The sequence below is a fragment of the Caldimonas sp. genome (assembly GCF_046291045.1).
In the GTDB taxonomy this organism is placed as follows: domain Bacteria; phylum Pseudomonadota; class Gammaproteobacteria; order Burkholderiales; family Burkholderiaceae_C; genus Caldimonas.
In genome coordinates this window covers 1-25,576 of sequence record NZ_JBKBSL010000039.1, presented here as the reverse complement: position 1 = coordinate 25,576, position 25,576 = coordinate 1, and the positions used below count along the sequence as shown (strand labels likewise).

The 25,576-nt window shown below is 67.9% G+C and carries 28 protein-coding genes; 19 read left to right on the top strand and 9 right to left on the bottom strand.

Annotated elements, in window-relative coordinates; genetic code table 11:
* Positions 1-468, bottom strand: a 468-nt coding sequence (locus tag ACK4ZD_RS12990; RefSeq protein ID WP_409662797.1) for a PmbA/TldA family metallopeptidase, incomplete at its 3' end; no start/stop codon positions are given.
* Between the two features lie 99 nt (positions 469-567).
* Between ACK4ZD_RS12990 and yjgA the strand changes: the two genes are divergently transcribed.
* Both yjgA and mog read left to right on the top strand, forming a co-directional pair.
* The gene (gene yjgA / locus ACK4ZD_RS12985; protein ID WP_409662794.1) at positions 568-1,131 is read left to right on the top strand and encodes a ribosome biogenesis factor YjgA; all 564 of its coding nucleotides are present in this window, start codon (positions 568-570) and stop codon (positions 1,129-1,131) included.
* 3 nt (positions 1,132-1,134) lie between these two features.
* Entirely contained in the window at positions 1,135-1,740 is a 606-nt protein-coding gene (gene mog / locus ACK4ZD_RS12980) for a molybdopterin adenylyltransferase (protein WP_409662791.1), read from the top strand.
* Here mog and cysE read toward each other — a convergent pair.
* Together cysE and ACK4ZD_RS12970 are read right to left on the bottom strand one after the other, a co-directional pair.
* Complete coding sequence (cysE, locus tag ACK4ZD_RS12975) at positions 1,733-2,500, bottom strand: serine O-acetyltransferase (RefSeq protein ID WP_409662788.1); 768 nt, start codon at positions 2,498-2,500, stop codon at positions 1,733-1,735. The genes mog and cysE overlap by 8 nt on opposite strands.
* Before the next feature lie 97 nt (positions 2,501-2,597).
* Entirely contained in the window at positions 2,598-3,326 is a 729-nt protein-coding gene (locus ACK4ZD_RS12970) for an RNA methyltransferase (protein WP_409662786.1), read from the bottom strand.
* A 149-nt stretch (positions 3,327-3,475) separates the two neighbouring features.
* Between ACK4ZD_RS12970 and ACK4ZD_RS12965 the strand changes: the two genes are divergently transcribed.
* From ACK4ZD_RS12965 to ACK4ZD_RS12920, 10 genes are all read left to right on the top strand, one after another.
* Positions 3,476-4,450, top strand: coding sequence for an inositol monophosphatase family protein (locus ACK4ZD_RS12965; protein WP_409662783.1), 975 nt, complete (start codon positions 3,476-3,478; stop codon positions 4,448-4,450).
* 49 nt (positions 4,451-4,499) lie between these two features.
* Positions 4,500-7,079, top strand: a complete 2,580-nt coding sequence (gene mutS / locus ACK4ZD_RS12960; protein WP_409662779.1) for a DNA mismatch repair protein MutS — start codon at positions 4,500-4,502, stop codon at positions 7,077-7,079.
* On the top strand, positions 7,076-7,906 hold the full coding sequence (locus ACK4ZD_RS12955) for a peptidase (protein WP_409662776.1): 831 nt from the start codon (positions 7,076-7,078) through the stop codon (positions 7,904-7,906). Before mutS ends, ACK4ZD_RS12955 begins: the two co-directional genes overlap by 4 nt.
* 6 nt (positions 7,907-7,912) lie before the next feature.
* The gene (locus tag ACK4ZD_RS12950) at positions 7,913-8,743 is read left to right on the top strand and encodes an alpha/beta fold hydrolase (RefSeq protein WP_409662774.1); all 831 of its coding nucleotides are present in this window, start codon (positions 7,913-7,915) and stop codon (positions 8,741-8,743) included.
* Between the two features lie 92 nt (positions 8,744-8,835).
* Positions 8,836-10,491, top strand: coding sequence for a CTP synthase (locus tag ACK4ZD_RS12945; protein ID WP_409662800.1), 1,656 nt, complete (start codon positions 8,836-8,838; stop codon positions 10,489-10,491).
* 27 nt (positions 10,492-10,518) lie between these two features.
* Positions 10,519-10,824, top strand: a complete 306-nt coding sequence (locus ACK4ZD_RS12940; protein WP_409662771.1) for a DUF1330 domain-containing protein — start codon at positions 10,519-10,521, stop codon at positions 10,822-10,824.
* 30 nt (positions 10,825-10,854) lie between these two features.
* Positions 10,855-12,138 carry a phosphopyruvate hydratase gene (gene eno, locus ACK4ZD_RS12935; RefSeq protein ID WP_409662769.1) on the top strand — a complete coding sequence of 428 codons (1,284 nt, stop codon included), beginning with the start codon at positions 10,855-10,857 and terminating at the stop codon, positions 12,136-12,138.
* A gap of 10 nt (positions 12,139-12,148) precedes the next feature.
* Complete coding sequence (gene ftsB / locus ACK4ZD_RS12930; RefSeq protein WP_409662766.1) at positions 12,149-12,430, top strand: cell division protein FtsB; 282 nt, start codon at positions 12,149-12,151, stop codon at positions 12,428-12,430.
* Positions 12,431-12,470: 40 nt separating this feature from the next.
* A complete protein-coding gene (gene pnuC / locus ACK4ZD_RS12925; protein WP_409662763.1) occupies positions 12,471-13,112 on the top strand; it encodes a nicotinamide riboside transporter PnuC in 642 nt (213 codons plus the stop codon).
* Entirely contained in the window at positions 13,109-13,771 is a 663-nt protein-coding gene (locus ACK4ZD_RS12920; protein WP_409662761.1) for an AAA family ATPase, read from the top strand. Before pnuC ends, ACK4ZD_RS12920 begins: the two co-directional genes overlap by 4 nt.
* Positions 13,772-13,782: 11 nt before the next feature.
* Here ACK4ZD_RS12920 and ACK4ZD_RS12915 read toward each other — a convergent pair whose 3' ends face one another.
* Both ACK4ZD_RS12915 and ACK4ZD_RS12910 read right to left on the bottom strand, forming a co-directional pair.
* Complete coding sequence (locus ACK4ZD_RS12915) at positions 13,783-14,754, bottom strand: Hsp33 family molecular chaperone HslO (protein WP_409662758.1); 972 nt, start codon at positions 14,752-14,754, stop codon at positions 13,783-13,785.
* Entirely contained in the window at positions 14,754-15,278 is a 525-nt protein-coding gene (locus tag ACK4ZD_RS12910; RefSeq protein ID WP_409662756.1) for a gamma carbonic anhydrase family protein, read from the bottom strand. The genes ACK4ZD_RS12915 and ACK4ZD_RS12910 overlap by 1 nt, the downstream gene beginning before the upstream one ends.
* A gap of 35 nt (positions 15,279-15,313) precedes the next feature.
* Between ACK4ZD_RS12910 and ACK4ZD_RS12905 the strand changes: the two genes are divergently transcribed.
* The 3 genes from ACK4ZD_RS12905 (at position 15,314) to ACK4ZD_RS12895 (ending at position 17,837) form a co-directional block, all read left to right on the top strand.
* The gene (locus ACK4ZD_RS12905; RefSeq protein WP_409662754.1) at positions 15,314-16,129 is read left to right on the top strand and encodes a ferritin-like domain-containing protein; all 816 of its coding nucleotides are present in this window, start codon (positions 15,314-15,316) and stop codon (positions 16,127-16,129) included.
* A gap of 113 nt (positions 16,130-16,242) precedes the next feature.
* Complete coding sequence (locus tag ACK4ZD_RS12900) at positions 16,243-17,070, top strand: basic amino acid ABC transporter substrate-binding protein (protein ID WP_409662751.1); 828 nt, start codon at positions 16,243-16,245, stop codon at positions 17,068-17,070.
* Positions 17,071-17,084: 14 nt separating this feature from the next.
* On the top strand, positions 17,085-17,837 hold the full coding sequence (locus ACK4ZD_RS12895; RefSeq protein WP_409662749.1) for an amino acid ABC transporter permease: 753 nt from the start codon (positions 17,085-17,087) through the stop codon (positions 17,835-17,837).
* Between the two features lie 57 nt (positions 17,838-17,894).
* Here ACK4ZD_RS12895 and ACK4ZD_RS12890 read toward each other — a convergent pair whose 3' ends face one another.
* Entirely contained in the window at positions 17,895-18,488 is a 594-nt protein-coding gene (locus tag ACK4ZD_RS12890) for a MarC family protein (RefSeq protein ID WP_409662746.1), read from the bottom strand.
* A 171-nt stretch (positions 18,489-18,659) separates the two neighbouring features.
* Here ACK4ZD_RS12890 and ACK4ZD_RS12885 point away from each other — a divergent pair, with 171 nt between their 5' ends.
* Positions 18,660-19,601 (top strand): porin, encoded by a 942-nt coding sequence (locus ACK4ZD_RS12885; protein WP_409662744.1) that lies wholly within the window; start codon positions 18,660-18,662, stop codon positions 19,599-19,601.
* A 47-nt stretch (positions 19,602-19,648) separates the two neighbouring features.
* Here ACK4ZD_RS12885 and xerD read toward each other — a convergent pair whose 3' ends face one another.
* Positions 19,649-20,548 carry a site-specific tyrosine recombinase XerD gene (gene xerD / locus ACK4ZD_RS12880; RefSeq protein ID WP_409662741.1) on the bottom strand — a complete coding sequence of 300 codons (900 nt, stop codon included), beginning with the start codon at positions 20,546-20,548 and terminating at the stop codon, positions 19,649-19,651.
* A gap of 58 nt (positions 20,549-20,606) precedes the next feature.
* Positions 20,607-21,581 (bottom strand): tripartite tricarboxylate transporter substrate binding protein BugE, encoded by a 975-nt coding sequence (locus ACK4ZD_RS12875; RefSeq protein ID WP_409662739.1) that lies wholly within the window; start codon positions 21,579-21,581, stop codon positions 20,607-20,609.
* A 193-nt stretch (positions 21,582-21,774) separates the two neighbouring features.
* Here ACK4ZD_RS12875 and ACK4ZD_RS12870 point away from each other — a divergent pair, with 193 nt between their 5' ends.
* Positions 21,775-22,680 carry an AEC family transporter gene (locus ACK4ZD_RS12870; protein ID WP_409662736.1) on the top strand — a complete coding sequence of 302 codons (906 nt, stop codon included), beginning with the start codon at positions 21,775-21,777 and terminating at the stop codon, positions 22,678-22,680.
* A 6-nt stretch (positions 22,681-22,686) separates the two neighbouring features.
* Here the strand turns inward: ACK4ZD_RS12870 and queG are convergent, their stop codons facing one another.
* Positions 22,687-23,778: a tRNA epoxyqueuosine(34) reductase QueG gene (queG, locus tag ACK4ZD_RS12865; protein ID WP_409662734.1), complete on the bottom strand. Its 1,092-nt coding sequence runs from the start codon at positions 23,776-23,778 to the stop codon at positions 22,687-22,689.
* On the opposite strand from queG, the gene tsaE reads away from it, so the two are divergent.
* Both tsaE and ACK4ZD_RS12855 read left to right on the top strand, forming a co-directional pair.
* Positions 23,773-24,243, top strand: a complete 471-nt coding sequence (tsaE, locus tag ACK4ZD_RS12860) for a tRNA (adenosine(37)-N6)-threonylcarbamoyltransferase complex ATPase subunit type 1 TsaE (RefSeq protein ID WP_409662731.1) — start codon at positions 23,773-23,775, stop codon at positions 24,241-24,243. The genes queG and tsaE overlap by 6 nt on opposite strands.
* Positions 24,240-25,576, top strand: a 1,337-nt coding sequence (locus ACK4ZD_RS12855) for an N-acetylmuramoyl-L-alanine amidase (protein WP_409662728.1), incomplete at its 3' end; no start/stop codon positions are given. The genes tsaE and ACK4ZD_RS12855, both read left to right, overlap by 4 nt.

Here is a 25,576-nt window from a genome sequence, read left to right as displayed (position 1 = left end):
GGCGGCCGATTCGCAGCGCAGTGCCAGCTCGGCCGCCCCGGCCGCATCCAGCGCCCAGGGATGGAAGAGGTCGAGGTCGCGCTCGGCCGCCTCACCCAAAGCCAGATCGGCTTCATCGGGCAGGCCGGCGGCCGGATCCTCGGCCGTGAAGCGGGCGATGTCGTAGGCCGCCCGCACCGTCTGCTCGATGGCCGCAGGCGAAAAGTCGGAGGTGCTCGCATTGCCGCGTCGCTGGCCAATGTAGACCGTCACGCCGATGGACTTGTCGCGATTGCGCTCGACGTTTTCGATGCTGCCTTTGCGCACCGACACCGACAGCCCCACCCCTTCGGAGACTTCGGCGGCCGCGTCGCTGGCGCCCAGCCTGCGCGCCAGGGCCAGACTCGTTTCCACGAGTTCGCGGAACTGGTCGCGGCTGTAGGCGAAGCCGCTGTGGGCCGTGTCGGTGTGAGAAGCGATGGAGACCATGGAGGGTGTGAGGAGCGTTGCAGCCAAGGGCCGGGAAGGTGCGGGCTTATGATAGCGGCCACCGTGGCATCGAGCCTGCCACCCCGCCCTGTCCGACGCATGCCCCTGCCGCCCCGCCGCCACCCTGACGACCCCGACACCGTGCCCGCCGACGAGCGGCCGAGCAAGACCCGACTCAAGCAGCTCATGCATGAGCTGCAGGCTCTGGGCGAGGAACTCGTGCAGCTCCCCGACAGCCGCTTCGAGCGGCTGGCGCTGCCCGAGTCGCTGGTCAACGCAGTGCAGGAGTACAAGCGCACCCGCTCGCACGAGGGGCGACGCCGGCAAATGCAGTACATCGGCAAGCTGATGCGCCAGATCGACCCCGAGCCCGTGCGCGAGGCCGTGGCGGAGATGAAGCTCGGCCGTGCGCTGGACAGCCTCGCACTGCACGAAGCCGAACGCTGGCGCAGCGAGTTGCTGGCCGACGACGAGGCCCTCACTCGCTGGATGGCCGACCATCCGGCGAGCGACGCCCAGCAGTTGCGCAGCCTGATCCGTGCCGCCCGCAAAGATGCCGCGGCCACACCCGATCAGCGCAGCGCCCGCGCCTACCGCGAACTCTTCCAGTACCTGAAGGCTCGGCTGGCAACCGAGCCGCCCCCTCCCGACGAGGACACCTGACCCATGAACACCCCGAGTTTCGATCCCGTGCGCATCGGTGTGGTTTCGATCAGCGACCGCGCCTCCCGTGGTGTCTACGAGGACAAAGGCATTCCAGCCTTGCAGGATTGGCTGGGCCGGGCCCTGCGTAACCCCATCACCTGGGAGACCCGCCTCATCCCCGACGAGCGGGCCGACATCGCCGCCACCTTGCGCGAGTTGGTGGACGAATGCCACTGCAATCTGGTGCTCACTACCGGCGGCACCGGCCCGGCCCCGCGCGACGTCACCCCCGAGGCCACGCTGGACGTGGCCGACAAGGAAATGCCGGGCTTCGGCGAGCAGATGCGCCAGATCAGCCTGCGCTTCGTGCCCACGGCCATCTTGTCGCGCCAGGTGGCCGTGATCCGCCGCCAGACGCTGATCATCAACCTGCCTGGACAGCCCAAGTCCATCGCCGAGACGCTGGAAGGCTTGAAGGACGCCGAAGGTCGGACGGTGGTGCACGGCATCTTTGCCGCCGTGCCCTACTGCATCGACCTGATCGGCGGCCCCTACCTCGAGACCGACGAGACCGTGTGCCAGGCCTTTCGCCCCAAGAGCGCCATCCGCCCTGCGCGGACTACTTGACGAGCTGGTTCAGCGATTCGGCGTCGAACTGCTCGGTCGTATGGGCATCGCTGGGCACGCACTCGGGCCGGCGGCTGTTGGACAGTTTCTCGATGGCCTGCCACAGCAGGGCAATCTGGTGCTCGTGGCTGGCCGCATTGTCCACCAGCCCGCGTATGGCCTGGGAGATCGGGTCGTCGCTTTGCGTCACGCCGTAGGCAGAAAAGCCCATCTTGGCAGCGGCCTGCTCTCGCTGGGCATCGGCCTCTTTGTGCAAGATGCGCGCCGGATTGCCCACCGCGGTGGCCCCCGGCGGCACCTCTTTCACCACCACGGCATTCGAACCCACCCGCGCCCCATCGCCAACGGTGAAGCCTCCCAGCACCTGGGCATTGGCCCCCACGATGACACCGCGGCCCAACGTGGGATGCCGCTTGGTCCCCTTGCTCAGCGACGTACCGCCCAGGGTCACGCCCTGGTAGATGGTGCAGTCGTCACCGACCTCGGCCGTCTCGCCGATCACCACGCCCATGCCATGGTCGATGAAAACGCGGCGGCCGATGCGCGCGCCAGGGTGGATTTCGATGCCGGTGAAGAAGCGGTTCAGGTGCGACAGGAAGCGGCCGGTCCAGCGCAGGCCGTGCGTCCAGCACCAATGCGCCAGCCGGTGCAACGTGAGCGCATGCAGCCCGGGATAACAGGTGAGCACCTCCCAGGTCGAGCGCGCAGCGGGGTCGCGCTCCAGGATGCAGGCGATATCTTCTCGGAGATGCTCGAACATGATGGGAAGATCCTGATTCGACCGGCACCCAGTGTAGCGGTGCGGCGATCGCGCCGCAGCCGGCCGCCCTGGCGCCCTGACGCCGTCGGGGTCGAGATCAGCGGGGCGGGCGGTCGCGCTCGAGCATGGCCTTGGCGATGCCGCGCAGGATGTGCACGTCCTCGGGCGTGAGGCCGGCGCGGTTGAAGAGCTGGTTCAGCCGAGGCATCAGCTTCTTCGGCGCAGCCGGGTCGAGAAAGCCGATCGCCACCAACGCCTCCTCCCAGTGCGCCAACAGCCCTTGCACCGCCCGACCGTCTGCCCGCGCCCGGTCGGCCATGCGCGCAGGCGCCTCGAACCCGCCCAGCGCCTGGCGCCATTCGTAGGCCAGCACTTGCACGGCTTGGGCCAGGTTGAGCGATCCGTACCCCGGGGCCGTGGGGATGCTCAGCACGGCGTGGCAGCGATAGACATCCTCGTTGCTCAATCCGTAGCGCTCGGAGCCAAACACCAGGCCCAAGGTGTGATCACCGGCGGCCAGCGTCGCGAACAGCTCGCGCGGTGCGTGGGTGGGCGGACCGAAATCGCGCGGGGTCATCGCGGTGGCACAGGCGAAGGTGACGCCTTCCAGCGCCTCGGCCAGCGTGTCGACGATGCGCGCGCGCGTCAGGATGTCGGCCGCACCGCTGGCCATTGCGACCGTCTCCTCCTGCACCAGCACGTCCGCAAAGCGCGGGCGCACCAGCACCAGCTCGGAGAAGCCCATCACCTTCATCGCGCGGGCCGCGGCCCCGACGTTGCCGGGATGGCTGGTCTGGACGAGGATGAAACGGGTGGCATCCGACATCGGAAAGACGGGGCGCCCTCCAGGCGCCCGAGCAAGGGCATGGGTAAAATCGAAATTATCTTTGCGCTGCGCCTTTCTTTCACCTCCAGGCCGGCCGCCGCTCTTTCTCGCCGTCAGCCCCTTAGCCCGCGTCCGCACAGGTTCCGTCCATGTCCCAAGCGCTCCATCCCATGCTCAACACGGCCATCAAGGCCGCCCGCGCCGCCGGCGCGATCATCAACCGCGCCTCGCTGGACCTCGACCTGCTGCGCATCAGCGCCAAGTCCTCGCCCAACGACTTCGTCACCGAGGTGGACCATGCCAGCGAGCAAGCCATCATCGAGACCCTGCTGACGGCCTATCCCGGCCACGGCATCCTCGCCGAAGAATCCGGACGCGCCCACGGCAACAAGGACAGCGACCACGTCTGGATCATCGATCCGCTGGACGGCACCACCAACTTCATCCACGGCTTCCCGGTCTACGCGGTGTCCATCGCCCTGGCCGTGCGCGGCCAGATCCAGCAAGCCGTCGTCTACGACCCGGCACGCAACGACCTGTTCTATGCCTCCAAAGGCCGCGGGGCCTACCTCAACGACAAGCGCATCCGCGTGTCCAAGCGCGTGCGCATGACCGAGGCGCTGATCGGCACGGGTTTCCCCTTTCGCAAGGGCGACAACTTCAAGCGCTACCTCAAGATGTTCGAGGAGATGAGCCAGGCCTGCGCCGGCCTGCGCCGCCCAGGCGCGGCCGCGCTCGACCTGTGCTACGTGGCCGCCGGCTACTACGACGGCTTCTTCGAGATGGGCCTGAGCCCCTGGGATGTGGCTGCGGGCGCCCTGATGGTCACTGAGGCCGGCGGCCTGATCGGCAACTTCACCGGCGAGAGCGACTTCCTGCACCAGCGCGAGGTGGTGGCCGGCTCGCCGCGCATCTATGGTCAGATGGTGCAGATCCTCGCGCCGTACTCCCGCGTCATCAAGGACGACGGCGAGGAAACGCCCGCCGCGGCCCCCGAGGCGCCAGCGGTGGTCAGTGCCTTGGCTGCCGCCATCGCTGCGCCCCAGCCCAGAAAGGGCCCAGTGCGCATCCGCAAGAACGAAACCGAGCCCAAGGCCACCCGCAAGGACGACGCGCCGATGTGACGGCAGCAGGCCGCACCGCCTGCGCCCCTCGCCACCGACTTCGCCGCCGATGCAGGACTTCAGCCAGCACACGCCCATGATGCAGCAGTACCTGCGCATCAAGGCCGAGTTCCCCGACACGCTCGTCTTCTACCGGATGGGCGATTTCTACGAGCTCTTCTTTGACGATGCCGTCAAGGCCAACCGTCTGCTCGACATCACGCTGACCACGCGCGGCCAGACCGCCGGCCAGCCGGTCGTGATGGCCGGAGTGCCGGTGCATGCGGTCGAGAACTACCTGGCCAAGCTCCTCAAGCTGGGCGAGGCCGTGGCGATTGCCGAGCAGGTGGGCGACGTGGCCACGGCCAAGGGCCCGGTGGAGCGCAAAGTGGTGCGCGTGGTCACGCCCGGCACCGTCACCGACACCGAGTTGCTGGCCGACAAGGCCGACACCCTGCTGCTGGCCTTGCACCACCAGGGGGCCACCTACGGCCTGGCCTGGCTGGGGCTCACGAACGGGCAACTGGGGCTCACCGAATGCTCGGAGCGCGAACTGGCGACCTGGCTGGCGCGACTGAACGCCGCCGAACTGCTGGCCACCGGCGAAGAGCTGCCTGCGGCCGTCATCCAGTCGCGCATCGCACTGACGCGCCGGCCGGCCTGGCAGTTCGACCCGGCTCTGGGCCAGCGCAAGCTGTGCGAGCAGCTCAAGGTGGCCAGCCTGGCCGGCTACAACGCGCAAGACTTGCACGTGGCCCACGGCGCGGCGGCGGCCCTGCTCAGCTATGCCGAGCACACCCAGGGCCGTGCGCTGGCCCATGTGAGTGAGCTGCGCGTGGAGCGCGCCAGCGACCTGCTGGAGCTGCCTCCGGCCACGCACCGCAACCTGGAACTCACCCAGACCCTGCGCGGCGAGGACAGCCCCACGCTGCTGTCGCTGCTGGACACCTGCCGCACCGGCATGGGCAGCCGGGCCCTGCGGCGCTGGCTCACCCACCCCCAGCGCGACCGCACCGAAGCCCGGCGCCGACATGCGGCCATCGCTGCCTTCATCGACCACGGCGCCGAGGCCTTGCGCGAGGCGCTGCGGCAGGTGAGCGATGTCGAGCGCATCACCGCACGGCTGGCCCTGCGCCAGGTGCGCCCGCGTGAACTGGCCGGCCTGCGTGCCACGCTGCAGGCCCTGCCGGCCCTGCGTGCCACGCTGCCCGGCGAGCCCGCGCCGCTGCTGGCCGAGCTGGCCGAATCCCTGAGCCCCCCGCCGGCCGTGGCCGACCTGCTGGGGCGGGCCCTGGCCGAGGAGCCTGCCGTCTTGCTGCGCGACGGCGGCGTGATCGCCCCCGGCTTCGATGCCGAGCTGGACGAGTTGCGCGCGATCAGCCAGAACTGCGACGGCTTCCTGATCGATTTGGAGGCGCGCGAGCGCGAGCGCACCGGGATTGCCAACCTGCGCGTGCAGTTCAACAAGGTGCACGGCTTCTACATCGAGGTCACCCACGGCCAGATCGACAAGGTGCCGCCGCACTACCAGCGCCGCCAGACCCTGAAGAACGCCGAGCGCTACATCACACCCGAACTCAAAGCGTTCGAGGACAAGGCCCTGTCCGCCCAGGAACGCGCACTGGCGCGCGAGAAACTGCTGTACGAGCAACTGCTCGATGCCCTGCAGGCGCATGTGGCGGCGCTGACCCGGCTCGCCCGCTCGCTCGCGGCCCTCGACGCCCTGGCGGCCCTGGCCGAACGGGCGATGACGCTCAACTGGTGCCGGCCCGAGTTCGTGCGCGAGCCGTGCATCGAGATCGAACGCGGCCGCCATCCCGTGGTGGAAGCCCGGCTGTTGGAGACCGGCGCCGGCCCCTTCATGCCCAATGATTGCCGGCTCGATGCGCGCAAGCGCATGCTCATCATCACCGGCCCGAACATGGGCGGCAAGTCCACCTTCATGCGGCAGGTGGCCCTGATCGTGCTGCTGGCCGCCATGGGATCCTACGTGCCGGCATCGGCCTGCCGGCTCGGCCCCATCGACGCCATCCACACCCGTATCGGCGCAGCCGACGACCTGGCCAATGCCCAGTCCACCTTCATGCTCGAGATGACCGAGGCGGCGGCCATCATCCATGGCGCCACCGAGCACTCGCTGGTGCTGATGGACGAGATCGGCCGAGGCACCTCCACCTTCGATGGCCTGGCCCTGGCCGGCAGCATTGCCAGCCATTTGCACGACAAGAACCGCTCGTTCACACTCTTTGCCACGCACTATTTCGAGTTGACGGAGTTCCCGGTGAAGCATGAACGGGCCTTGAACGTGCATGTCTCGGCCGCTGAGTCCGGCGACGACATCGTCTTCCTGCACGAGATCCAGCCCGGGCCGGCCAGCCGCAGCTACGGCGTGCAAGTCGCCCGCCTGGCCGGGATGCCGGCCAGCCTGGTGAGGCAGGCACGCGCCACGCTCGAAGCGCTGGAAGCTCAGCAGCGCGACAGCCGGGCCCAGATCGATCTGTTCGCCCCGCCGCCGCCCGCGGAGGCGGCGGCGACCCCTTCGGCCGTGGAAGAGGCCCTGGCATCGCTCGAGCCCGACGCGCTGTCGCCGCGCGAGGCTCTGGAAGCCTTGTACCGTCTGAAAGCACTCCAGCAAGGCAGATCCACATGACTTACTGTGTTGCCATGCGTCTGAACACCGGCATGGTGTTCCTGTCCGACTCGCGCACCAACGCGGGCCTGGACCAGATCTCCACCTTCCGCAAAATGACCGTCTACGAGCAGCCCGGTGAGCGCACCATGGTGCTGCTGTCGGCGGGCAACCTGGCGATCACGCAGTCGGTGCGCCAGCTCCTGCGCACCGAGACCATCGAAGGCCCCCAGGGCCCGGTATCGATCTGGAACTGCACGAGCATGTTCGACGCCGCGCGCATCGTTGGCGCCACAGTGCGCAAAGTCCACGCACGCGATGCCGAAGCGCTGAAGAACTTCGGCATCGACTTCAACGTCAACCTCATCTTCGGAGGCCAGATCCGCGGAGAGATGATGCGCTTGTTCAACATCTATGCCGCAGGCAACTTCGTCGAGGCGGGCCTGGACGGGGTGTGCTACTTCCAGATCGGTGAATCGAAATACGGCAAGCCCATCATCGACCGCGTCATCACACCAGCCACACCCCTGGAGCAGGCAGCCAAGTGCGCCCTGATCTCGATGGACTCCACGCTCAAGTCCAACCTCTCGGTGGGACTGCCGCTGGACCTGCTCGTCTACGAGGCCGACTCCCTGCACGCCTCGCGCATCATCCACATCGACGAGAACGACGGCTACTTCCGCATGATCCGCAGCACCTGGGGCCAGCGCCTGCGCGAAGTCTTCGAATCCATCCCCGATCCGGCCTGGGGCGCACATCCCGGGGACCCCGGCGCCGAGCGGGCGCCTTCACAGCACGAGCAGCAAGTCCTGCACCCGATCCGCAAGGTGCAGGCTCCAAACGCCTGAGCCGCCATGAACCGCCATATCGTCTTCTCGCATGCCAACGGCTTCCCGGCCGGCACCTACCGCAAGCTTTTCGAAGCCTGGCGCGAGGCCGGCTACACCGTTCACGCCGTCGAGAAATTCGGCCACGACCCTCGCTACCCCGTCACCAGCAACTGGCCCCACCTGCGCAACCAACTCATCCACTTCATCGAGCGCGAGGTGGGTGAACCCGTCTGGCTGGTGGGACACTCGCTGGGCGGCTACTTGAGCCTGCTGGCCGCGGCCAAGCGCAACGACCTGGCGCAAGGCGTGGTGCTGCTGGACTCGCCCATCGTTTACGGCCTCAAGGCCCACGGTGTGCGCCTGTTCAAGGCCGCCGGACTGATCCAGCGCGTCTCGCCCGGGCGCGTATCGCGCCAGCGGCGCACCTCCTGGGCCAGCGAGGAGGAGGCCCTGCGCCACTTCGCCTCCAAGCCCAACTTCGCCGTCTGGGATCCGGAGGTCTTGCGCGACTACATCCGCGCCGGCACCCATCCCCTGGGCGGGCGGCGCGTGCTGAGCTTTCGCCGCGAGGTGGAAACCGCCATCTACAACTCCCTGCCTCACCACCTGCACTGGCTGCTGCGCCGCCGGCCGCTGCCGTGCCCGGTCGCTTTCGTCGGCGGCACCCGTTCGGTCGAAGTCAAGCAAGTCGGTCTGCGCGGCACCGAGCAGGTCGTGCAAGGACGTTTGCAGTGGATCGAAGGCAGCCATCTCTTCCCCTTTGAGAAACCCGAGGAAGCCGCTCGAGCCGTGCTGCAATGGTTGCAGCGCTTCGAGCACGACGCCTGCGGCCCGGCCGAGGCCCGCGCCGCCTGAGCCGCGATCCTCTCCGTTCAGGCCGGCGAACGGCTTGGCATAAAATGCCGTTTTACCACCACAGCGCGGGTGAGAAGCCCGCGCTGCCCACAATGACCAAGTACGTCTTTGTCACTGGCGGTGTGGTGTCCTCGCTGGGCAAGGGCATCGCTTCGGCCTCGCTTGCCGCGATCCTCGAATCGCGCGGCCTCAAAGTCACCCTCATCAAGCTCGATCCCTACATCAACGTCGACCCCGGCACGATGTCGCCGTTCCAGCACGGCGAAGTGTTCGTGACCGACGACGGGGCGGAGACCGATCTCGACCTCGGTCATTACGAGCGCTTCATCACGACGCGCATGCGCCGGGCCAATAATTTCACCACCGGCCAGATCTACAAGAGCGTGCTCGAAAAAGAGCGCCGCGGCGACTACCTGGGCAAGACCGTCCAGGTGATCCCGCACATCACCAACGAGATCCAGGAATTCGTCAAGCGCGGCGCCGGCGTGGGCACACCCGACGAGGTCGATGTGGCCATCGTCGAGATCGGCGGCACGGTGGGCGACATCGAGTCCCTGCCCTTCCTGGAGGCCGTGCGGCAAATGAGCCTGAAGCTCGGGCCCAACAACACCGCTTTCGTGCACCTGACCTACGTACCCTGGATCGCTGCGGCCGGTGAGCTCAAGACCAAGCCGACCCAGCACACCGTGCAGAAGCTGCGCGAGATCGGCATCCAGCCCGACGCCCTGTTGTGCCGTGCCGACCGTCGCATCCCCGACGACGAGCGCGAGAAGATCTCGCTGTTCACCAATGTCCCCGAATACGGTGTGATCTCGATGTGGGACGTGGACACCATCTACAAGGTGCCCCGCGTCCTGCACGAGCAAGGCCTGGACCAACTCATCTGCACCAAGCTGCACCTGAGCACGCGCCCGGCCGACCTGTCCAAGTGGGACCGTCTCGTGCATGCCGTCGAGCACCCGCAGCGCGAGGTCACGATCGCCATGTGCGGCAAGTATGTGGATCTGTCCGACTCGTACAAATCGCTCAACGAAGCGCTGCGCCATGCCGGCATCCACAACCAGGCGCGCGTGAAGATCGAGTACGTCGACTCCGAAGAACTCACCCCTCAAAACGTCGAGCGGCTTGGCAAGTACGACGCCATCCTCGTGCCTGGTGGCTTCGGCAAGCGCGGCGTGGAAGGCAAGATCCTGGCCGCCCAGTACGCCCGGGAGCACCGCATCCCCTACCTGGGCATCTGCCTGGGCATGCAGGTGGCCACCATCGAGTACGCACGCCACAAAGCGGGCCTGGCCGGCGCCAACAGCACCGAGTTCGACCCTCAGGCCCCGCATCCTGTGATCGCTCTGATCGACGAATGGCAAGATGCCGACGGCTCGATCCACAAGCGTGACGCCCATTCCGACCTGGGCGGCACCATGCGTCTGGGCTCGCAGAGTTCCGACGTCAAGCCCGGCACGCTGGCCCACGAGATCTACGGCGATGTGGTGACCGAGCGCCACCGCCATCGCTACGAAGCCAACGAGAAGTACCTGCCGCAGCTCGAAGAAGCGGGCCTTGTGATCTCGGCGATCACCCAGCGCGAGAAGCTCACCGAGATCGTCGAACTGCCGCGCGACGTACACCCCTGGTACATGGGCGTGCAGTTCCACCCCGAGTTCAAGTCCACCCCCTGGGGCGGCCATCCGCTGTTCAACTCGTACATCAAGGCGGCACTGGACCACCAGAGCCGTCGTCAGGCGGGCTGACCCAACCCCGACCGGAAGGAGCAGCCCATGCCCGACGCCTACCTGATCGTGGAGATGAAGATCTCCGACCCGCAGCGCTACCAGCAGTACATGGCCGAGGCGCCAGCGGCCGTCAAGGCCGCCGGGGGTGAGTACCTCGTGCGAGGCGGCCGCCACGAAACCTTGGAAGGCGACTGGCAGCCCCATCGCGTGGCGGTGCTGCGCTTTCCCTCCTACGAGCAGGCCAAGGCCTTCTACGACGGCCCGGCCTATACCCGCATCCGTGCGCTGCGCAGCGGCGCGACCGACTACTTCAACATGGTCCTGGTCGAGGGCGTCGCCGCCCCGGTCTGACCTTCACCAGCAACTGCCGAAAGGAACACCATGAGTGCCATCGTCGACATCGTCGGCCGAGAGATCCTGGACAGCCGTGGAAACCCCACCGTCGAGTGCGACGTGCTGCTGGAGTCCGGCGTGATGGGCCGGGCGGCCGTGCCGTCGGGGGCGTCCACTGGCTCGCGCGAGGCCATCGAGCTGCGAGACGGTGACAAGGGCCGCTACCTGGGCAAGGGCGTCCTCAAGGCCGTCGAGCACATCAACACCGAAATCTCCGAAGCCGTGATGGGCCTGGATGCCTCCGAGCAGGCCTTCCTCGACCGCACTCTGATCGACCTGGACGGCACCGACAACAAGAGCCGGCTGGGGGCCAACGCCACGCTGGCCGTCTCGATGGCCGTGGCCCGCGCCGCCGCCGAGGAATCCGGCCTGCCGCTGTACCGCTACTTCGGCGGCTCGGGCTCGATGCAGATGCCCGTGCCGATGATGAACGTCATCAACGGCGGCGCGCATGCCAACAACAACCTGGACCTGCAGGAATTCATGATCCTGCCGGTGGGAGCCCCGAGCTTCCGCGAGGCCGTGCGCTACGGCGCCGAGGTCTTCCATGCGCTGAAGAAGATCATCCACGACCGGGGCATGAGCACCGCCGTGGGGGACGAGGGCGGCTTCGCCCCCAGCGTGGCCAGCCACGAGGCGGCCATCCAGCTCATCCTGGAAGCCATTGACAAGGCCGGCTACACCCCCGGCGAGCAGATCGCCCTGGGCCTGGACTGCGCCGCCAGCGAGTTCTACAAGGATGGCAAGTACCACCTCGAAGGCGAGGGCCTCACGCTCAGCGCGCAGCAGTGGACCGACATGCTGGCCGCTTGGTGCGACAAGTACCCCATCGTCAGCATCGAGGACGGCATGCACGAGGGCGACTGGGATGGCTGGAAGCTGCTGACCGAGCGCCTGGGCCGCCAAGTGCAACTGGTGGGTGACGACCTCTTCGTCACCAACACGAAGATTTTGAAGGAAGGCATCGACAAGGGGATTGCCAACTCCATCCTCATCAAGATCAACCAGATCGGCACCCTCACCGAAACCTTCGCCGCCATCGAGATGGCCAAGCGCGCCGGCTACACCGCCGTGATCTCGCACCGCTCGGGCGAGACCGAGGATGCCACCATCGCCGACATCGCCGTGGGCACCAACGCTGGCCAGATCAAAACCGGCTCGATGTCCCGCTCGGACCGCATCGCCAAGTACAACCAGCTTCTGCGCATCGAGGAGGATCTGGGCGACGTGGCCGCCTATCCCGGACGGTCGGCCTTCTACAACCTGCGCTGACTTCCCTCGCATGAGCGCACGCCTCGTCACCCTGGGCCTGCTGGCCTTGCTGGGTGCCGTTCACGCCGAGCTGTGGCTGGGCAAAAACGGCCTGCCCCGGGTGATGGAGCTGCAGGCTCGCCTGGACGAGCAGCAATCGCGCAACGAAGCGGCCCGTGCACGCAACGACCAGCTCGCCGCCGAGGTACGCGACCTGCGGGAAGGGCTGGAAATGATCGAGGAGAAGGCCCGCCAGGAGCTGGGTATGGTCAAGCCCGACGAGATCTTCGTCCAGGTGATGCCACGCCGATGAGCTGCCTGCGGCGCCCCTCTGCGACCCTGCGACCTGCCTGATGGACACCCTGCTCGCAGCGGCGGCTCCGCTGATGGCTGCGGCCTTCACCCTGTGGGGCGCGGCCGTCACCTGGCTCGAGATCGTGGCCGTCGTGCTGGCGCTGGCGATGGTGGTGTGCAACATCCGGGTGATCCATTGGGGCTGGCCGCTGGCGGCCGCCAGCGCACTGTTGTACTTCCTGCTGTTCTGGCAGCACAGGCTCTACGGTGACGCCGGCCTGCAGATCTTCTTCGCCACCGTGGCGCTGTGGGGCTGGTGGCAATGGTTGCGCGGCCGCCGCGCCGATGGCTCTCGCTTGGACGTGAGGCATCTCGGTGGGTGGGGGCGGGTCGGCGCCTTGCTCGCCGTGGCCTTGACTTGGCCCCTGTTGGGCTGGTGGCTGGATCTCCACACCGACACCGACGTGCCCTACTGGGATGCCTTCCCGACCGTGGCCAGCGTGGTGGCCCAGATCCTGCTGGCACGCAAGTTCGTCGAGAACTGGCCCACCTGGCTGGTGGTCAATTTGGTGGCGCTGGCGCTGTTCGTCCACAAGGCCCTGTGGCTGACGGCCGCGCTCTATGCCGTGTTCGCCGTGGGCTCGCTGGTAGGCTGGCGAGCCTGGCACCGGCGGGCCGTCGAGGCCCCGACACCAACATGATCGTCGCGCTGCTCGGCGCCGAGAGCACCGGCAAGACCGATCTGGCACTGGGTCTGGCCGATCGGGCTCGCGCGCTGGGGCTGCGAGCCCGCGCGGTGGAGGAGTACCTGAGGGAATTCTGCGACCGGCAGGGCCGCACGCCGCGGCCCGAGGAGCAATGGCACATCGCCGAGGAACAGACGCGCCGCATCCTCGCGGCCGTGTCGGCCCATGACCTCGTCTTCGCCGACACCACCGCCGTGATGACCGCGGTCTACAGCGACCTGCTGTTCGACGACCCCTCGCTGTACGAGCACGCCTTCGAAGCCCATCGCCACTGCAGCCTCACGCTGGTGACCGGACTGGACCTGCCCTGGGCCCCCGATGGCATCCAGCGCGACGGCCCGCACATGCGCGTGCCGATCGACGCTCGGCTGCGCCAACGCCTGCAGGCCGCCGGCGTGGTCTATGGCGTGGTCTACGGCCGCGACACGGACCGGCTGGACGCCGCCTGGCGGGTCGTCGAGACCGCCTTGCGCGCACAAGGACGGCTGGCGGGGCCCGACCCGGCCGGGGACACCGCCTCCTCCCGCCTGCAACCGTGGTGCCGCGAGTGCCTGGTGCCCGAATGCGAGCATCTGCTGTTGCGCCGGCTGCTGGACCCTCCATCCAGCCGTTGACCAGCCCCCCGCTACTGCACCGCCGCCGACCCCGGGGGGTGGTCGCGCCCGGGTGTGAACAGGCTGCCCACGTCCACCGCGTCGAAGTGGTAGCGGGCGCCGCAGAAATCGCAGTCGATCTCGACGCGACCTTGCTCGGCCACGATGCCTTCGATCTCCTGCCGGCCCAGCCCCAGCAGCATCTGTCCCACGCGCTGGCGCGAGCATGAGCAGGCGAACCGCGGCCCCTGCGGCCCGGTGAGCGGCTCGAAACGACGCACCGTCTCCTCCCAGAAGAGCCGTCGCAGCACCGTGTCCGCGTCCAGCCCGAGCAGTTCCTCGCGCGTGAGCGTCGAAGCCAGGTGGGCAATGCGGTTGTAGTGTTCGTCCAGACCGATGTCGTCCTCCCGTGCCCGGCCCGAGGCCAGGTTGCCCTCGCCCTCGACAGGCAGGCGCTGGATCAGCAGACCCGCAGCCACCTGGTCGTCAGCCGCCAGGATGAAGCGGGTGTCGAGCTGTTCGGACTGCAGCATGTAGTGCTCCAGCACCTGGGCCACGTCCTGCAGCGGCTCGCGGTGGTCACCATGCAGGGGCACCACCCCCTGGTAGGGCTGCTGGCCCGGCCGCCGGTCCTTCGGGTCGAGCGTGATCGCGCAGCGGCCCTGGCCATGCACGTTCACCAGGGCCTCCAGCCGCGCTGAAGGCTCCACCTCGCCCAGCACCTTGGCCGTGGCCCGCACCCGCAGGTCGGGTTGCACCTCGACGACGGCCAAGCGCACGGGCCCATCACCCTGGATCTGCAACACCAGCGAGCCGTTGAATTTGATGTTGGCCTGCATCAGCACACCGGCAGCCGTCATTTCGCCCAGCAGGCGGCGCACCGGCTCGGGGTAGCCTCCGGCGGCCTCGCGCCGGCGCAGCATGTCGGTCCAGGCGTCGGTCAGCCGCACCAGCATGCCGCGCACCGGCAGCCCCTCGAACAGGAACTTGTGCAGCGCCGACATCAGCCGATCCTCTTGAGCCCGGCGCGGAACCGCCGCGCGTTTTGCACATAGTGGGCCGCCCCCAGGCGCAAGCGCTCCACCTGCTCGGGCGTGAGCTGCCGCACCACCTTGGCCGGCGCGCCCAGGATCAGGGAGCCGTCCGGGAACTCCTTGCCCTCGGTCACGACCGAGCCAGCACCCACGACGCAGCCCTTGCCGATGCGCGCGTTGTTCAGCACGACGGCCTGGATGCCGATGAGCGATCCGTCGCCGATCGTGCAGCCATGCAGCATCACCTGGTGCCCCACGGTCACGTCCTCGCCGATGGTCAGCGGCACGCCCAGGTCGGCATGCAGCACCGAGTTGTCCTGGATGTTCGAGCCCCGGCCGATGCGGATGGCCGCCGTGTCGCCGCGGATCACGGTGCCGAACCACACACTGGTGTCCTCGGCGAGGTGGACATCGCCGATCACCTGGGCCGAATCGGCCACCCAGGCGGTCTCGTGCACGGTGGGGGTCAGCTCATCGAGCTGGAAAAGGGCCATGGACTGCTCCTGAAGAAGGGATAATTTTAGGTTCCATGACGACCTCCCTCCCGGCTGCCTCCTTGCGACACCGCGCCTTGCAGGTGCTTTGCCTGCGCGACCCTGCGGACAAGGCGGTCCAGGCCCGGGCCCTGGTGGTCGACGCTCAGGCCGGTCTCGACATCGGGCGCGACGAACCGCTGGCGCCCCTGCCCGGCCTGCCGGGGCGCCCCGAACGTCCCGTGCTGGTGCCCCCCGGCGAAGTACCACGCCGCTCGCCCCACACGGTGAAGGGCCGCGCCGCCTTGCTGCACGCCCTGGCCCACATCGAGTTCAATGCCATCAACCTCGCCCTGGATGCCGTCTGGCGGTTTCCCGGTCTGCCCGAGGCCTACTACCGCGACTGGTTGCGGGTGGCCGGCGAAGAAGCCTTGCACTTCTCACTGCTGTGTGACCACCTGCGCGGCCTGGGCCACGACTACGGCGACTTCGAGGCTCATGACGGCTTGTGGGCCATGGCCGACAAGACGCGCGAGGATCTGGTGGCCCGCATGGCCCTCGTCCCGCGCACGCTCGAAGCCCGCGGCCTGGACGCCACGCCGCTCATCCAGGCCAAGCTGGCCAAGGCGGGCGATGCACGGGCGGTCGAGATCCTGGACCTCATCCTGCGCGACGAAGTGGGCCATGTCGCCATCGGCAACCACTGGTACCGATGGCTGTGCGAACGCCAGGGGCTGGATCCCATCGCCCACTACGCAACGCTCACCCGGCGCTACGAGGCCCCCCGACTGAAACCCCCGTTCAACCACGGTGCAAGGCGCCGCGCCGGCTTCACGCAGGCCGAGCTGGACGGGTTGGAGCACCCGCTCTAAAGCGCCAGGCCGCCCACCCGCCCGGCGGGGACGGCCCGCGGCGGGCTTACACTGCGCCCTACGTCGGCGCCGCAGGGGCGGCGCCCGCAACCGTTTTTCCTTTCGAGGACCTCATGACTTCGCTGAACACCCGTCGTTTCCTGAAAGTCGCCGGCCTGATCGCTGCCGGCCTGTGGTTGGCCGCCTGCAGCAAGCAAGAACCTGCCGCCCCCGCGGCCGCGCCGGCAGCTGCTCCCGCCAAGGTGTATGTCGTGGGCACCGATGCCGCCTACGCCCCGTTCGAGTCGCAGAACGAGCGCGGCGAGATCGTCGGCTTCGACATCGAGATCGTCAGCGCCATCGCGGCCAAGGCCGGCATGGAGGTGAAATTCGTCAACACCCCCTGGGAAGGCATCTTCAATTCGCTCAACCAGGGCGACCGCGACCTGCTGGTGTCAGCCATCACCATCACCGACGAGCGTCGCCAGTCCATGGACTTCACCGCACCCTACTTCGACGCGGTGCAGCTCATCGCCGTGCGTCAGGACAGCCCGGTGACCAAGTTCGAGGACCTCAAGACCCTGAAGGTCGGGGTGCAGACCGGGACCACCGGCGACGAAGTCGTCACCCAGCTGCTGGGCAAGGACAACACCAACGTGCGCCGCTTCGAGTCCACACCGCTGGCGCTCAAGGAGCTCGAGTCGGGTGGCGTGGATGCCGTGGTGGCCGACAACGGCGTGGTCAACCACTACGTGGCCAACAACAGCTCGGCGGCCTTCAAGACCGTGAGCGACAGTTCCTTCGCGCCCGAGCAGTACGGCATCGCCGTGCGCAAGGGCAACGCCGAGCTGCTTGCCAAGCTCAACGAAGGCCTGGCCGCCATCCGCGCCGATGGCACCTACGACCGCATCTACGCCAAGTACTTCGGCGCACCGGCAGCGGCGCCGGCCGCCTCCAAGTGAGCGACTGAGCCCGCATGGACCTGCGCTGGGAAATCCTGGCCGGCTACGGCCCACTGTTCGCCACAGGCCTGTGGATGACCATCCAGCTCACGCTGGTGGCCATCGGTGCGGGCATGCTCCTGGGCGTGGGGCTGGGGCTCATCAGCAGCTCGGCCGACGCGCCGGTACCCAAGGCCTGGCCGCTGCGCGTCGGGCTGGTCGCGGCGCGCGCGCTCACGCTCGCCTACGTGACCTTCTTCCGTGGCACGCCGCTGTTCGTGCAGATCCTGCTGGTGCACTTCGCGCTGATGCCCACGCTGGTGCACCCGGACCACGGCCTGCTGCTCACGGGGCCGGCGGCCATCACCTTCCGTCAGGAGCATGGCGCCTTCTTCTCCGGGGCCTTGGCGCTCACGCTGAACGCTGCCGCTTACATCTCGGAAATCTTCCGGGCGGGCATCCAGAGCATCCACCGCGGGCAGGTGCAGGCGGCCTACAGCCTGGGTCTCACCCACGGCCAGGCCATGCGCAACGTGGTGCTGCCCCAGGCCTTCCGCCGCATGGTGCCGGCCTTCGTGAACGAAGGCATCACCCTGATCAAGGACTCCTCGCTCGTCTCGGCGATCGGCCTGGCCGAACTGGCCCTGGCCGCACGCACCGTGGCCGGCGCCTATTCGCGCTACTGGGAGCCCTACCTCGCGATCTCGGCGATGTACCTGATCCTCACGCTGACGCTCTCGCTGCTGGCCAAACGCCTGGAAGCCCCCGAGCATCTTCGCGGCCGCTAGACCGCGCCCACTCCACACACGGTGGACCCGGCAACGCCGGGTCCACCGGCCTCGTCCTCATCCGAAGAAGTAGCGCTTCAGGCCGGCGAGGATCATCTCGACGGCAATGGCCGTCAGCACCAAGCCCATGAGCTTCTCGATGGCCGAGACCATCGAATCGCCCAACAAGCGACGCAGCCGGTCGGCCGCCAGCAAGACAGCCCCGCACACCAGCATGGCCACTGACAGCGCGCCCACCCATTCCAGCAGACGCTCGGGCTGGCGCGACGCCAGCAGCAGCACCGTGGCCATCGCCGAAGGCCCGGCCAGCAGCGGCACGGCCAACGGGAAGATGAAAGGCTCGCGTCCCGTGCCGGCGGCGTAGATCTCCCCCCCGGACGCGAAGATCATGCGGATTGCGATGATCAGCAGGATCACCCCCCCGGCGACCTCCAGGGAACGTTCCGACAAATGCATCAACTTCAGGAACGCGCCGCCGGCGAACATGAAACCCAGCAGCACGACGAAAGCAATGAGCACCTCGCGCACGGCCACTCGCGTGCGCCGTTCGGGCGGCACGCCGCGCAGCACCGAAATGAAGATGGGCAGGCTGCCGAAGGGGTCGAGCACCAGCAGCAGCAGAATCAAGGCAGAGAGGAAATTGTGGTCCATGGGCCGCGATTGTGCGCGAGGCCGGATCTGTTGCGCCGCCGCGTCACCGGCCTCGGGTCTGAAGCCCACCCGAGCATGGGCTCTCTAAAATGACAAGTCCATGACAAACGCTGCCGTCCCACGAGGGCGGCAGCTTGTTGTTTTCCATCGTTTCACCTCACAAGGAACTCCATGAAAAAGCTCCAAGTTGCGCTGGCCGCCCTGGCCGCGCTGAGCGCCGGCTCTGCCCTGGCTCAAAGCAGCGTTGAAATCTATGGCCGCATGAACGTCTCCGTCGAGCGTCAGAAGGTGGGCGGGGTCAGCACCACCGAGATGATCAACAACTCCTCGCGTATCGGCTTCCGTGGCACCGAGGATCTCGGCGGCGGCCTGAAGGCCGGCTTCGTGCTGGAGCACGGTTTCAACATCGACACCGGCACGCAGAGCCAGTCCAGCTTCTGGGCCCGCCAGAGCGAGCTGAACCTGTCCGGAGGCTTCGGCATGGTGCGCCTGGGCAACTTCACCAGCGAGGCCTATTTCGCCACGGCTGATTACATCAGCATGCACAACCACGATACCGGCACAACCTACGATCGCCTGTATGCCTACGTTGGCCGAAACACGGACAAGCTGGCCTATCGCACGCCCGATCTTGGCGGCCTGACTGTTGAAGCTGCCGTTTCGCTGAAGGAAGCGACTGCGGACAATAGCTTTGACCTGGCTGCCAACTACAACGTTGGGAACTTGCAGTTCGGAGCGGGTTACGAGAAGTTTGGGGATGCGAACCAGTTTGCTCTGCGCGCGCTGTATTCGATGAACCCCTTCACGTTTGGCGCTTACGTTCAGCGTGACGAAGATGGCTACGGCTCGGGCCTCGGCAAGCGGACGACCTTCCGCCTGGCGGGGATGTACACCATGGGAGCCTCGGAGCTCCATGCCACGGTGGGCCGCGCCGGCGACTATGACAATTTGAGCGACAGTGCCGCGACCCAATTCGTGCTGGCATACAACTACAACCTGAGCAAGCGCACCAAGGTGTACGCGCTCTATGGAAAGGTCAGCGCCGACGCCAACGCTCCGGCCGACTATCAAGACCGCACGAACTTTGGTGTGGGCCTGCGCCACAACTTCTGATCGCGCTTCGGCCTGATCTCGAAAAGCCGGCCTCGTGGCCGGCTTTTTTATCCCCGCGGGTGATGCCGGGCATGGAGCTGCCGCAGCCGCTCGCGTGCCACGTGGGTGTAGATCTGCGTGGTCGAAATGTCGGCATGCCCCAGCAGCATCTGCACGGCGCGAAGGTCCGCGCCGTGGTTGAGCAGGTGGGTGGCGAAGGCATGCCGCAGGGTGTGCGGCGACAGAGGCTGCGTGATGCCGGCCGTGCGCGCATGCTTCTTCACCAGGGTCCAGAACATCTGGCGCGTCATGCCCTCGCCCCGCTGGGTGACGAACAGATCCCGCGCGGCGCGGCCGCCCAGGATGAGCGGCCGCGATTCGGCCAGGTAGCGTCTCAGCCAGGCGTGGGCTTCCTCGCCGAAGGGCACCAGGCGCTCGCGCGCGCCCTTGCCCAGCACCCGCAGCACGCCTTCGTCCAAGCCGACATGCACGGTCTTGAGCGTGACCAGTTCGCTCACCCGCAGGCCGCTGGCATACATCAGCTCCAGCATCGTGCGGTCGCGCAGGCCCAGCGGCGTTCGCACGTCGGGGGCGCCTAGCAGGGCCTCGACCTGGGCTTCGCTCAAGGTCTTGGGCACGCGCAAAGGTTGGCGGGCCGCCTCCAGGCGCAAGGTGGGGTCGGCCTGGACGAGCCGCTCGCGCAGGGCCCAGCGGAAATAGCGGCGAAAGACCGTGAGCTGCCGGTTGGCCGTGCTGGCCTTGGTGTGTGCCCGGTGCACGGCGTAGGCTCGCAGGTCGGTCTCGGTGGTGGCATCCAAGGCCTTGCCGGCCTGACCATCGAGCCAGCGTGCATACAGCGTGAGGTCGCGGCGGTAGGCGGCCAGCGTATGGGCCGACAGGCCCTCCTCCACCCACAGCGCGTCGGCGAAGCGGTCGATGCTGGCCAGGCTTTCGGTCAGTGCGGGCATGGACAAAGGCCGTCGCCCACAGGCAACGGCCGTTCTTCAGAGGAGGCGTGCGGCCGGCTCAATCGAGCTTGAGCTTTTGCTTGTCCACCACCTGCTTGTAGACCTCGAACTCGGCCTTGGTCTGGGCCGCGAACTGCTCGGGCGTGTTGCCCACGATGATCGAGCCGGTGGCCTCGATGCGGCGGCGCACCTCCGGGTCTTGCAGCGTCTGGCGCACGGCGGCGTTGACCTTGTCGACCACCTCCTTGGGCAGCCCCTTGGGCCCGTGGATGCCGTAGTAGGCCATGCGGTTGACCGGCTCCAGGCCCACCTCCTTGAACGTGGGCACGTCCGGCAGCACCGGCAGGCGCTCGGGAGCGGCCACGACGATGGGGACCAGGCGGCCGTCCTTGATGAAGGGCAGCGCCGAGGGCAGGTTGTCGAAGATCATCGGCACCTGGCCAGCCACGGTGTCGTTGAGCGCCGGGCCCGCACCGCGGTAGGGAATGTGCGTGATGAAGGTGCCCGACAGCGACTTGAACAACTCCATCTGCAGGTGACCGATGCCACCGGTGCCCGAGCTGGCAAAGCTGTACTTGCCCGGGTTGGCCTTGAGCACCTGCAGGAAAGTCTTGTAGTCCTTGGCCGGGAAGGACGGATGCACAGCGATCACATTGGGCGTGGCCGCGATGTTGATGATGGAGGTGAAATCGGTGAGCGGGTTGTACGGCGTCTTGGGATTGATGGCCGGGTTGGACGCGGTGGTCGACACCGTGGCCATGCCCAGGACGTAGCCGTCGGGTTGGGCCCGCACGATCTCGGCCGCACCGATCAGGCCGCCGCCGCCGCCGCGGTTGTCCACCACCATTGGCTGGCCGAAGGGGCCTTGGATCTTCTCGGCGATGATGCGGGCAATGATGTCGGTGGTGCCGCCCGGAGCAAACGGGACGATGAGTCGCACGGGCTTGGCAGGATAGGCCTGGCTCCAGGCCGCACCGCTGAAGGCAAGCGCGGCAGGCAGGGCAAGGGCGGCGATCAGGTGTCGGCGCTGCATGGAGATCTCCTTGTGTGGAACGATGGGGCCGATGGTATCCGGCCAGGCGCCCGATGATACGGGCAGCGTGTGAGCGCCGCCTATCCTGTGCGACTGAGCAGCCCAAGCGCATGTGGGAACTACGCATCGGGTTGCCCCCGGGCGGGGCCTGCATCGCTGGCACACTCGGGACCGCCTGCCCATTGCCTGCGCCATGTCCGACGTCTTGCTGCTGCTGCCCGACTTTCTGCTCATCGTCTGCGGCTTCGTGGTGTGCCGTCACACGTCGCTCGATCGGGGCGTGTGGGAGGCGGTCGAACGGCTCGTTTACTACCTGCTGTTCCCGGTGCTGCTGTTCAACTCCATCGTCCGCAGCCCGCTGGAGTTCCAGACCACGCTGCCGCTGGCCGCGGCCGGCCTCGGGATCGTGGGCATGGGCATCGTCAGCGCCTATGCGCTGCGACGGCTGCCCGGGGTGGATCCCCAGCTCCATGCCTCGGGTGCTCAGGTGGCTTTCCGCTTCAACTCCTACGTGGCGCTGGCGCTGGCCGACAAGCTGGCCGGCCCCGCGGGCGTGACCTGGACGGCGCTGCTGGTGGCGCTGGCCGTGCCGCTGTGCAACTTCGGCGCGGTGTACCCGCTGGCTCGGCACGGCGGCCACGGATTCTGGCGCGAGATCGTGCGCAACCCGCTCATCGTCGCCACCGTGGGCGGCCTGGTCGCCAACCTCCTCGGTTTGCGCCTGGCGGATCCTCTGGCCTCCGCGGCGCAGCGCATCGGCCAGGCCGCCCTGCCCCTGGGGCTGATGGCCGTCGGTGCCGGGCTCCAGCTTGGCGGCCTGCGCGCCGGCCCGGGCCTGGCGGCCGGACTGCTGGGCATCCGCCATGTGGGGCTCCCGGTGGTCGCGCTGGCGCTGGTGCACCTGCTGGGCGTACCGGCGGCCCAGCAGCCCGTGGTGGTGGCCTTCGCCGCGATGCCCACGGCCTCGAGCGCCTACGTGCTGGCTGCGCGCATGGGCGGCAATGGCAGCTATGTGGCGGGTCTGGTCACCGTCTCCACCCTGCTGGGCATGGCCTCGATCCCCTTGTGGCTGGCCGCCCTGCGATGGGCGCAGGGCTGACCGCCTTCACGCGGTCCGCTGCGCCAGCGCCCAGTCGATGTGCTCGCGTACCAGCGGGCTGGCCGTCTCGCGCCGCTGCTGTAGGGCCTGACGCAACGCAGGATCGCCCGTCTCCCGCCAGGCATTGCCCAGCGCCACGGCCAGATTGCGCAACCAACGCTCGTGCCCGATCCGCCGGATCGGGCTGCCTTCGCTGGCCTTGAGAAACCGGGCTTCGTCCCAGGCGAACAGATCCACCAGCGTGGCCCGCGCCCACGGCGGACGCGGATCGAAATCGGGCAGGACGGCTCGTTGCGCGTACTTGTTCCAGGGACACACGAGCTGGCAGTCGTCGCACCCGTAGATACGGTTGCCCATGGCGCGGCGCAGCTCGACGGGAATCGCCCCCGGATGCTCGATCGTGAGGTAAGAGATGCAGCGTCTGGCGTCGAGCCGGTAGGGCCCGACGATGGCCTGCGTGGGACACACGTCGATGCAGGCCCTGCACGAACCGCAGTGCGCCGTGGTAGACGCTGTGGGGGGCAAGGCCAGGTCCACGTAGATCTCGCCGAGGAAGAACATCGAACCCGCCTCGCGCGAGAGCACCAGCGTGTGCTTGCCCCGCCAGCCCAGGCCGCTGCGCACGGCCAGTTCGACTTCGAGCACCGGGGCTGAATCGGTAAAGACCCGATGGCCGAACGGCCCGATCGCCTGCGCGAGCCGGTCGGCCAGGGCCTGCAGCCGGCTGCGCAGCACCTTGTGATAGTCGCGGCCGCGCGCATAGAGCGAGACGCTGGCCTGCGCCGGCGCCTGGTGCAGGCGCTGCCACTCCACGGCCTGCCAGCCTTCGGGCAGGCTTCGAGGCAGGTAGTCCATGCGGGCCGTGATCACGCTCACCGTGCCGGGCACGAGCTCGGCGGGCCTTGCACGCTTCATGCCGTGGGCGGCCATGTAGTGCATCTCGCCGTGGAAGCCGGCCTCCAGCCACGCACGCAGGCCGGGTTCGGCGCTGCTCAGGTCGACACCGGCCACCCCGATCTGGGAAAATCCCAGCCCATGGGCCCAATGGCGCAGTTGCACCAGCAATGCGGCGGGGTCGACGGCACGGTCTTGATGCATTCGACGATTCTAGGAAGCTCCTCCCTCCATTGGCCGGATGAATCGGCCTGCGAGGTCTTCGCGCGTGCGCTGGCACAGCGCCGCGAACTGCGCGACGCCTTCATCGAACTGCATGGCCCGCTGGGGGCCGGCAAGACCACCTTCGTGCGTCACCTGCTGCGCGCGCTCGGCGCCACGGGCCGCATCAAGAGCCCCACCTACGCGGTGATGGAGTCCTACTCCCTGCCCGACCTGCAGGTCTGGCACTTCGATCTCTACCGCTTCAGCGACCCGCGTGAGTGGGAGGATGCCGGCTTTCGTGAGATCCTCACCGGGCCGGGACTCAAGCTCGTGGAATGGCCCGACCGCGCCGCCGGCCTGCTGCCGGTGCCCGACTGGCGCATGGAACTTGCGCCTCGCGACGGCGACCAACGCGAGGTCATGATCACCGCCTACACCCCCCGTGGGGCCGCCCTGCTCGGATGAAGCGGCGGCATTTCCTCCATCGCACCAGCAGCCTCGTGCTGCTGCTGGGCGCCAGCGACATCGCCTTCGGTGCGGCCATCGTGGCCGTGCGCGTGTGGCCGGCCCCCGACTACACCCGCGTCACGCTGGAAAGCGACACGCCCCTGCAGGCCCGCCATTTCGTCACCGGCCAGCCCGACCGGCTGGTGGTGGACATCGATGGCCTCGAACTCAGCCCCACGCTGCGCGAGATCGTCGGCAAGGTGCGCGCCGACGACCCCTACATCGCCGGCGTGCGGGTGGGACAGAACCAGCCGCGTGTCGTGCGCCTGGTGATCGACCTCAAGCAGCCCATCGAGCCGCAGGTGTTCACCCTCGCGCCGGTGGCCGACTACCAGCACCGGCTGGTCTTCGACCTGTACCCCACCGTACCGATCGACCCGCTGATGGCCCTGATCCGCGAGAAGGAGGAGGCCGAACGCCGCGCCCAGGCCGCGCTGGACGATGCCCTGGGCGAGTTCATCGACCGCATCGGCCGCAGCAGCGGCGTGGCGCCCGAGGCCAGAGCGCCGGTGGCGGCCGCCCCGGGCACTCCCCCGCCGCATGCACCCGTGACCCGCCGCAGCGAGCTCGACGGCACGGCGCGGGGCCGCATGAACCGCCTGGTCATCGTGGCCCTGGACCCGGGCCACGGCGGCGAGGATCCGGGCGCGATCGGCCCGGCGGGCACGCGCGAGAAGGACGTCGTGCTCGCCATCGCCCGGCGCCTGCGCGACCGCATCAATGCCGAGCCGAACATGCGCGCGATGATGACGCGGGATGCCGACTTCTTCGTGCCCCTGCGCCAGCGCGTCGAGAAGGCCCGGCGGGTGCAGGCCGACCTGTTCATCTCCATCCATGCCGATGCCTTCACCAACCCCAATGCACGGGGGGCCTCGGTGTATGCCCTGTCCGAACGCGGGGCCACCAGCGAGGCGGCGCGCTGGATCGCCAACAAGGAAAACGCCGCCGACGTCGTAGGCGGCGTGAATGTGAAACACAACGATGCACAGGTGCTGCGCGCGCTGATGGACATGTCCACGACGGCCCAGATCAACGACAGCCTCAAGCTGGGCAGCGCGGTGCTGGGACACATCGGCAAGGTGGGCCGGCTGCACAAGCCTCGGGTCGAGCAGGCCGGGTTCGCCGTGCTCAAGGCGCCGGACATTCCGTCCATCCTGGTGGAGACGGCCTTCATCTCCAACCGGGAGGAAGAGCAGAAGCTGCGGACGGCGGCCTACCAGGACCAACTGGCCGAAGCCCTGATGAACGGCATCCGCCGCTACTTCGAGAAGAACCCGCCGCTGGCGCGCAA

Coding starts and splice junctions, on each gene's coding strand:
- ACK4ZD_RS12945 (WP_409662800.1), top strand. CDS start 8,836: ATGACCAAGTACGTCTTTGTCACTGGCGGTGTGGTGTCCTCGCTGGGC.
- ACK4ZD_RS12950 (WP_409662774.1), top strand. CDS start 7,913: ATGAACCGCCATATCGTCTTCTCGCATGCCAACGGCTTCCCGGCCGGC.
- mutS (WP_409662779.1), top strand. CDS start 4,500: ATGCAGGACTTCAGCCAGCACACGCCCATGATGCAGCAGTACCTGCGC.
- ACK4ZD_RS12905 (WP_409662754.1), top strand. CDS start 15,314: ATGACGACCTCCCTCCCGGCTGCCTCCTTGCGACACCGCGCCTTGCAG.
- ACK4ZD_RS12970 (WP_409662786.1), bottom strand. CDS start 3,326: ATGTCGGATGCCACCCGTTTCATCCTCGTCCAGACCAGCCATCCCGGC.
- tsaE (WP_409662731.1), top strand. CDS start 23,773: ATGCATTCGACGATTCTAGGAAGCTCCTCCCTCCATTGGCCGGATGAA.
- mog (WP_409662791.1), top strand. CDS start 1,135: ATGAACACCCCGAGTTTCGATCCCGTGCGCATCGGTGTGGTTTCGATC.
- ACK4ZD_RS12940 (WP_409662771.1), top strand. CDS start 10,519: ATGCCCGACGCCTACCTGATCGTGGAGATGAAGATCTCCGACCCGCAG.
- ACK4ZD_RS12965 (WP_409662783.1), top strand. CDS start 3,476: ATGTCCCAAGCGCTCCATCCCATGCTCAACACGGCCATCAAGGCCGCC.
- ACK4ZD_RS12875 (WP_409662739.1), bottom strand. CDS start 21,581: ATGCAGCGCCGACACCTGATCGCCGCCCTTGCCCTGCCTGCCGCGCTT.
- ACK4ZD_RS12885 (WP_409662744.1), top strand. CDS start 18,660: ATGAAAAAGCTCCAAGTTGCGCTGGCCGCCCTGGCCGCGCTGAGCGCC.
- ACK4ZD_RS12870 (WP_409662736.1), top strand. CDS start 21,775: ATGTCCGACGTCTTGCTGCTGCTGCCCGACTTTCTGCTCATCGTCTGC.
- ACK4ZD_RS12920 (WP_409662761.1), top strand. CDS start 13,109: ATGATCGTCGCGCTGCTCGGCGCCGAGAGCACCGGCAAGACCGATCTG.
- ACK4ZD_RS12955 (WP_409662776.1), top strand. CDS start 7,076: ATGACTTACTGTGTTGCCATGCGTCTGAACACCGGCATGGTGTTCCTG.
- xerD (WP_409662741.1), bottom strand. CDS start 20,548: ATGCCCGCACTGACCGAAAGCCTGGCCAGCATCGACCGCTTCGCCGAC.
- cysE (WP_409662788.1), bottom strand. CDS start 2,500: ATGTTCGAGCATCTCCGAGAAGATATCGCCTGCATCCTGGAGCGCGAC.
- ACK4ZD_RS12900 (WP_409662751.1), top strand. CDS start 16,243: ATGACTTCGCTGAACACCCGTCGTTTCCTGAAAGTCGCCGGCCTGATC.
- ACK4ZD_RS12910 (WP_409662756.1), bottom strand. CDS start 15,278: ATGGCCCTTTTCCAGCTCGATGAGCTGACCCCCACCGTGCACGAGACC.
- ACK4ZD_RS12895 (WP_409662749.1), top strand. CDS start 17,085: ATGGACCTGCGCTGGGAAATCCTGGCCGGCTACGGCCCACTGTTCGCC.
- queG (WP_409662734.1), bottom strand. CDS start 23,778: ATGCATCAAGACCGTGCCGTCGACCCCGCCGCATTGCTGGTGCAACTG.
- eno (WP_409662769.1), top strand. CDS start 10,855: ATGAGTGCCATCGTCGACATCGTCGGCCGAGAGATCCTGGACAGCCGT.
- yjgA (WP_409662794.1), top strand. CDS start 568: ATGCCCCTGCCGCCCCGCCGCCACCCTGACGACCCCGACACCGTGCCC.
- ftsB (WP_409662766.1), top strand. CDS start 12,149: ATGAGCGCACGCCTCGTCACCCTGGGCCTGCTGGCCTTGCTGGGTGCC.
- ACK4ZD_RS12890 (WP_409662746.1), bottom strand. CDS start 18,488: ATGGACCACAATTTCCTCTCTGCCTTGATTCTGCTGCTGCTGGTGCTC.
- ACK4ZD_RS12915 (WP_409662758.1), bottom strand. CDS start 14,754: ATGTCGGCGCTGCACAAGTTCCTGTTCGAGGGGCTGCCGGTGCGCGGC.
- pnuC (WP_409662763.1), top strand. CDS start 12,471: ATGGACACCCTGCTCGCAGCGGCGGCTCCGCTGATGGCTGCGGCCTTC.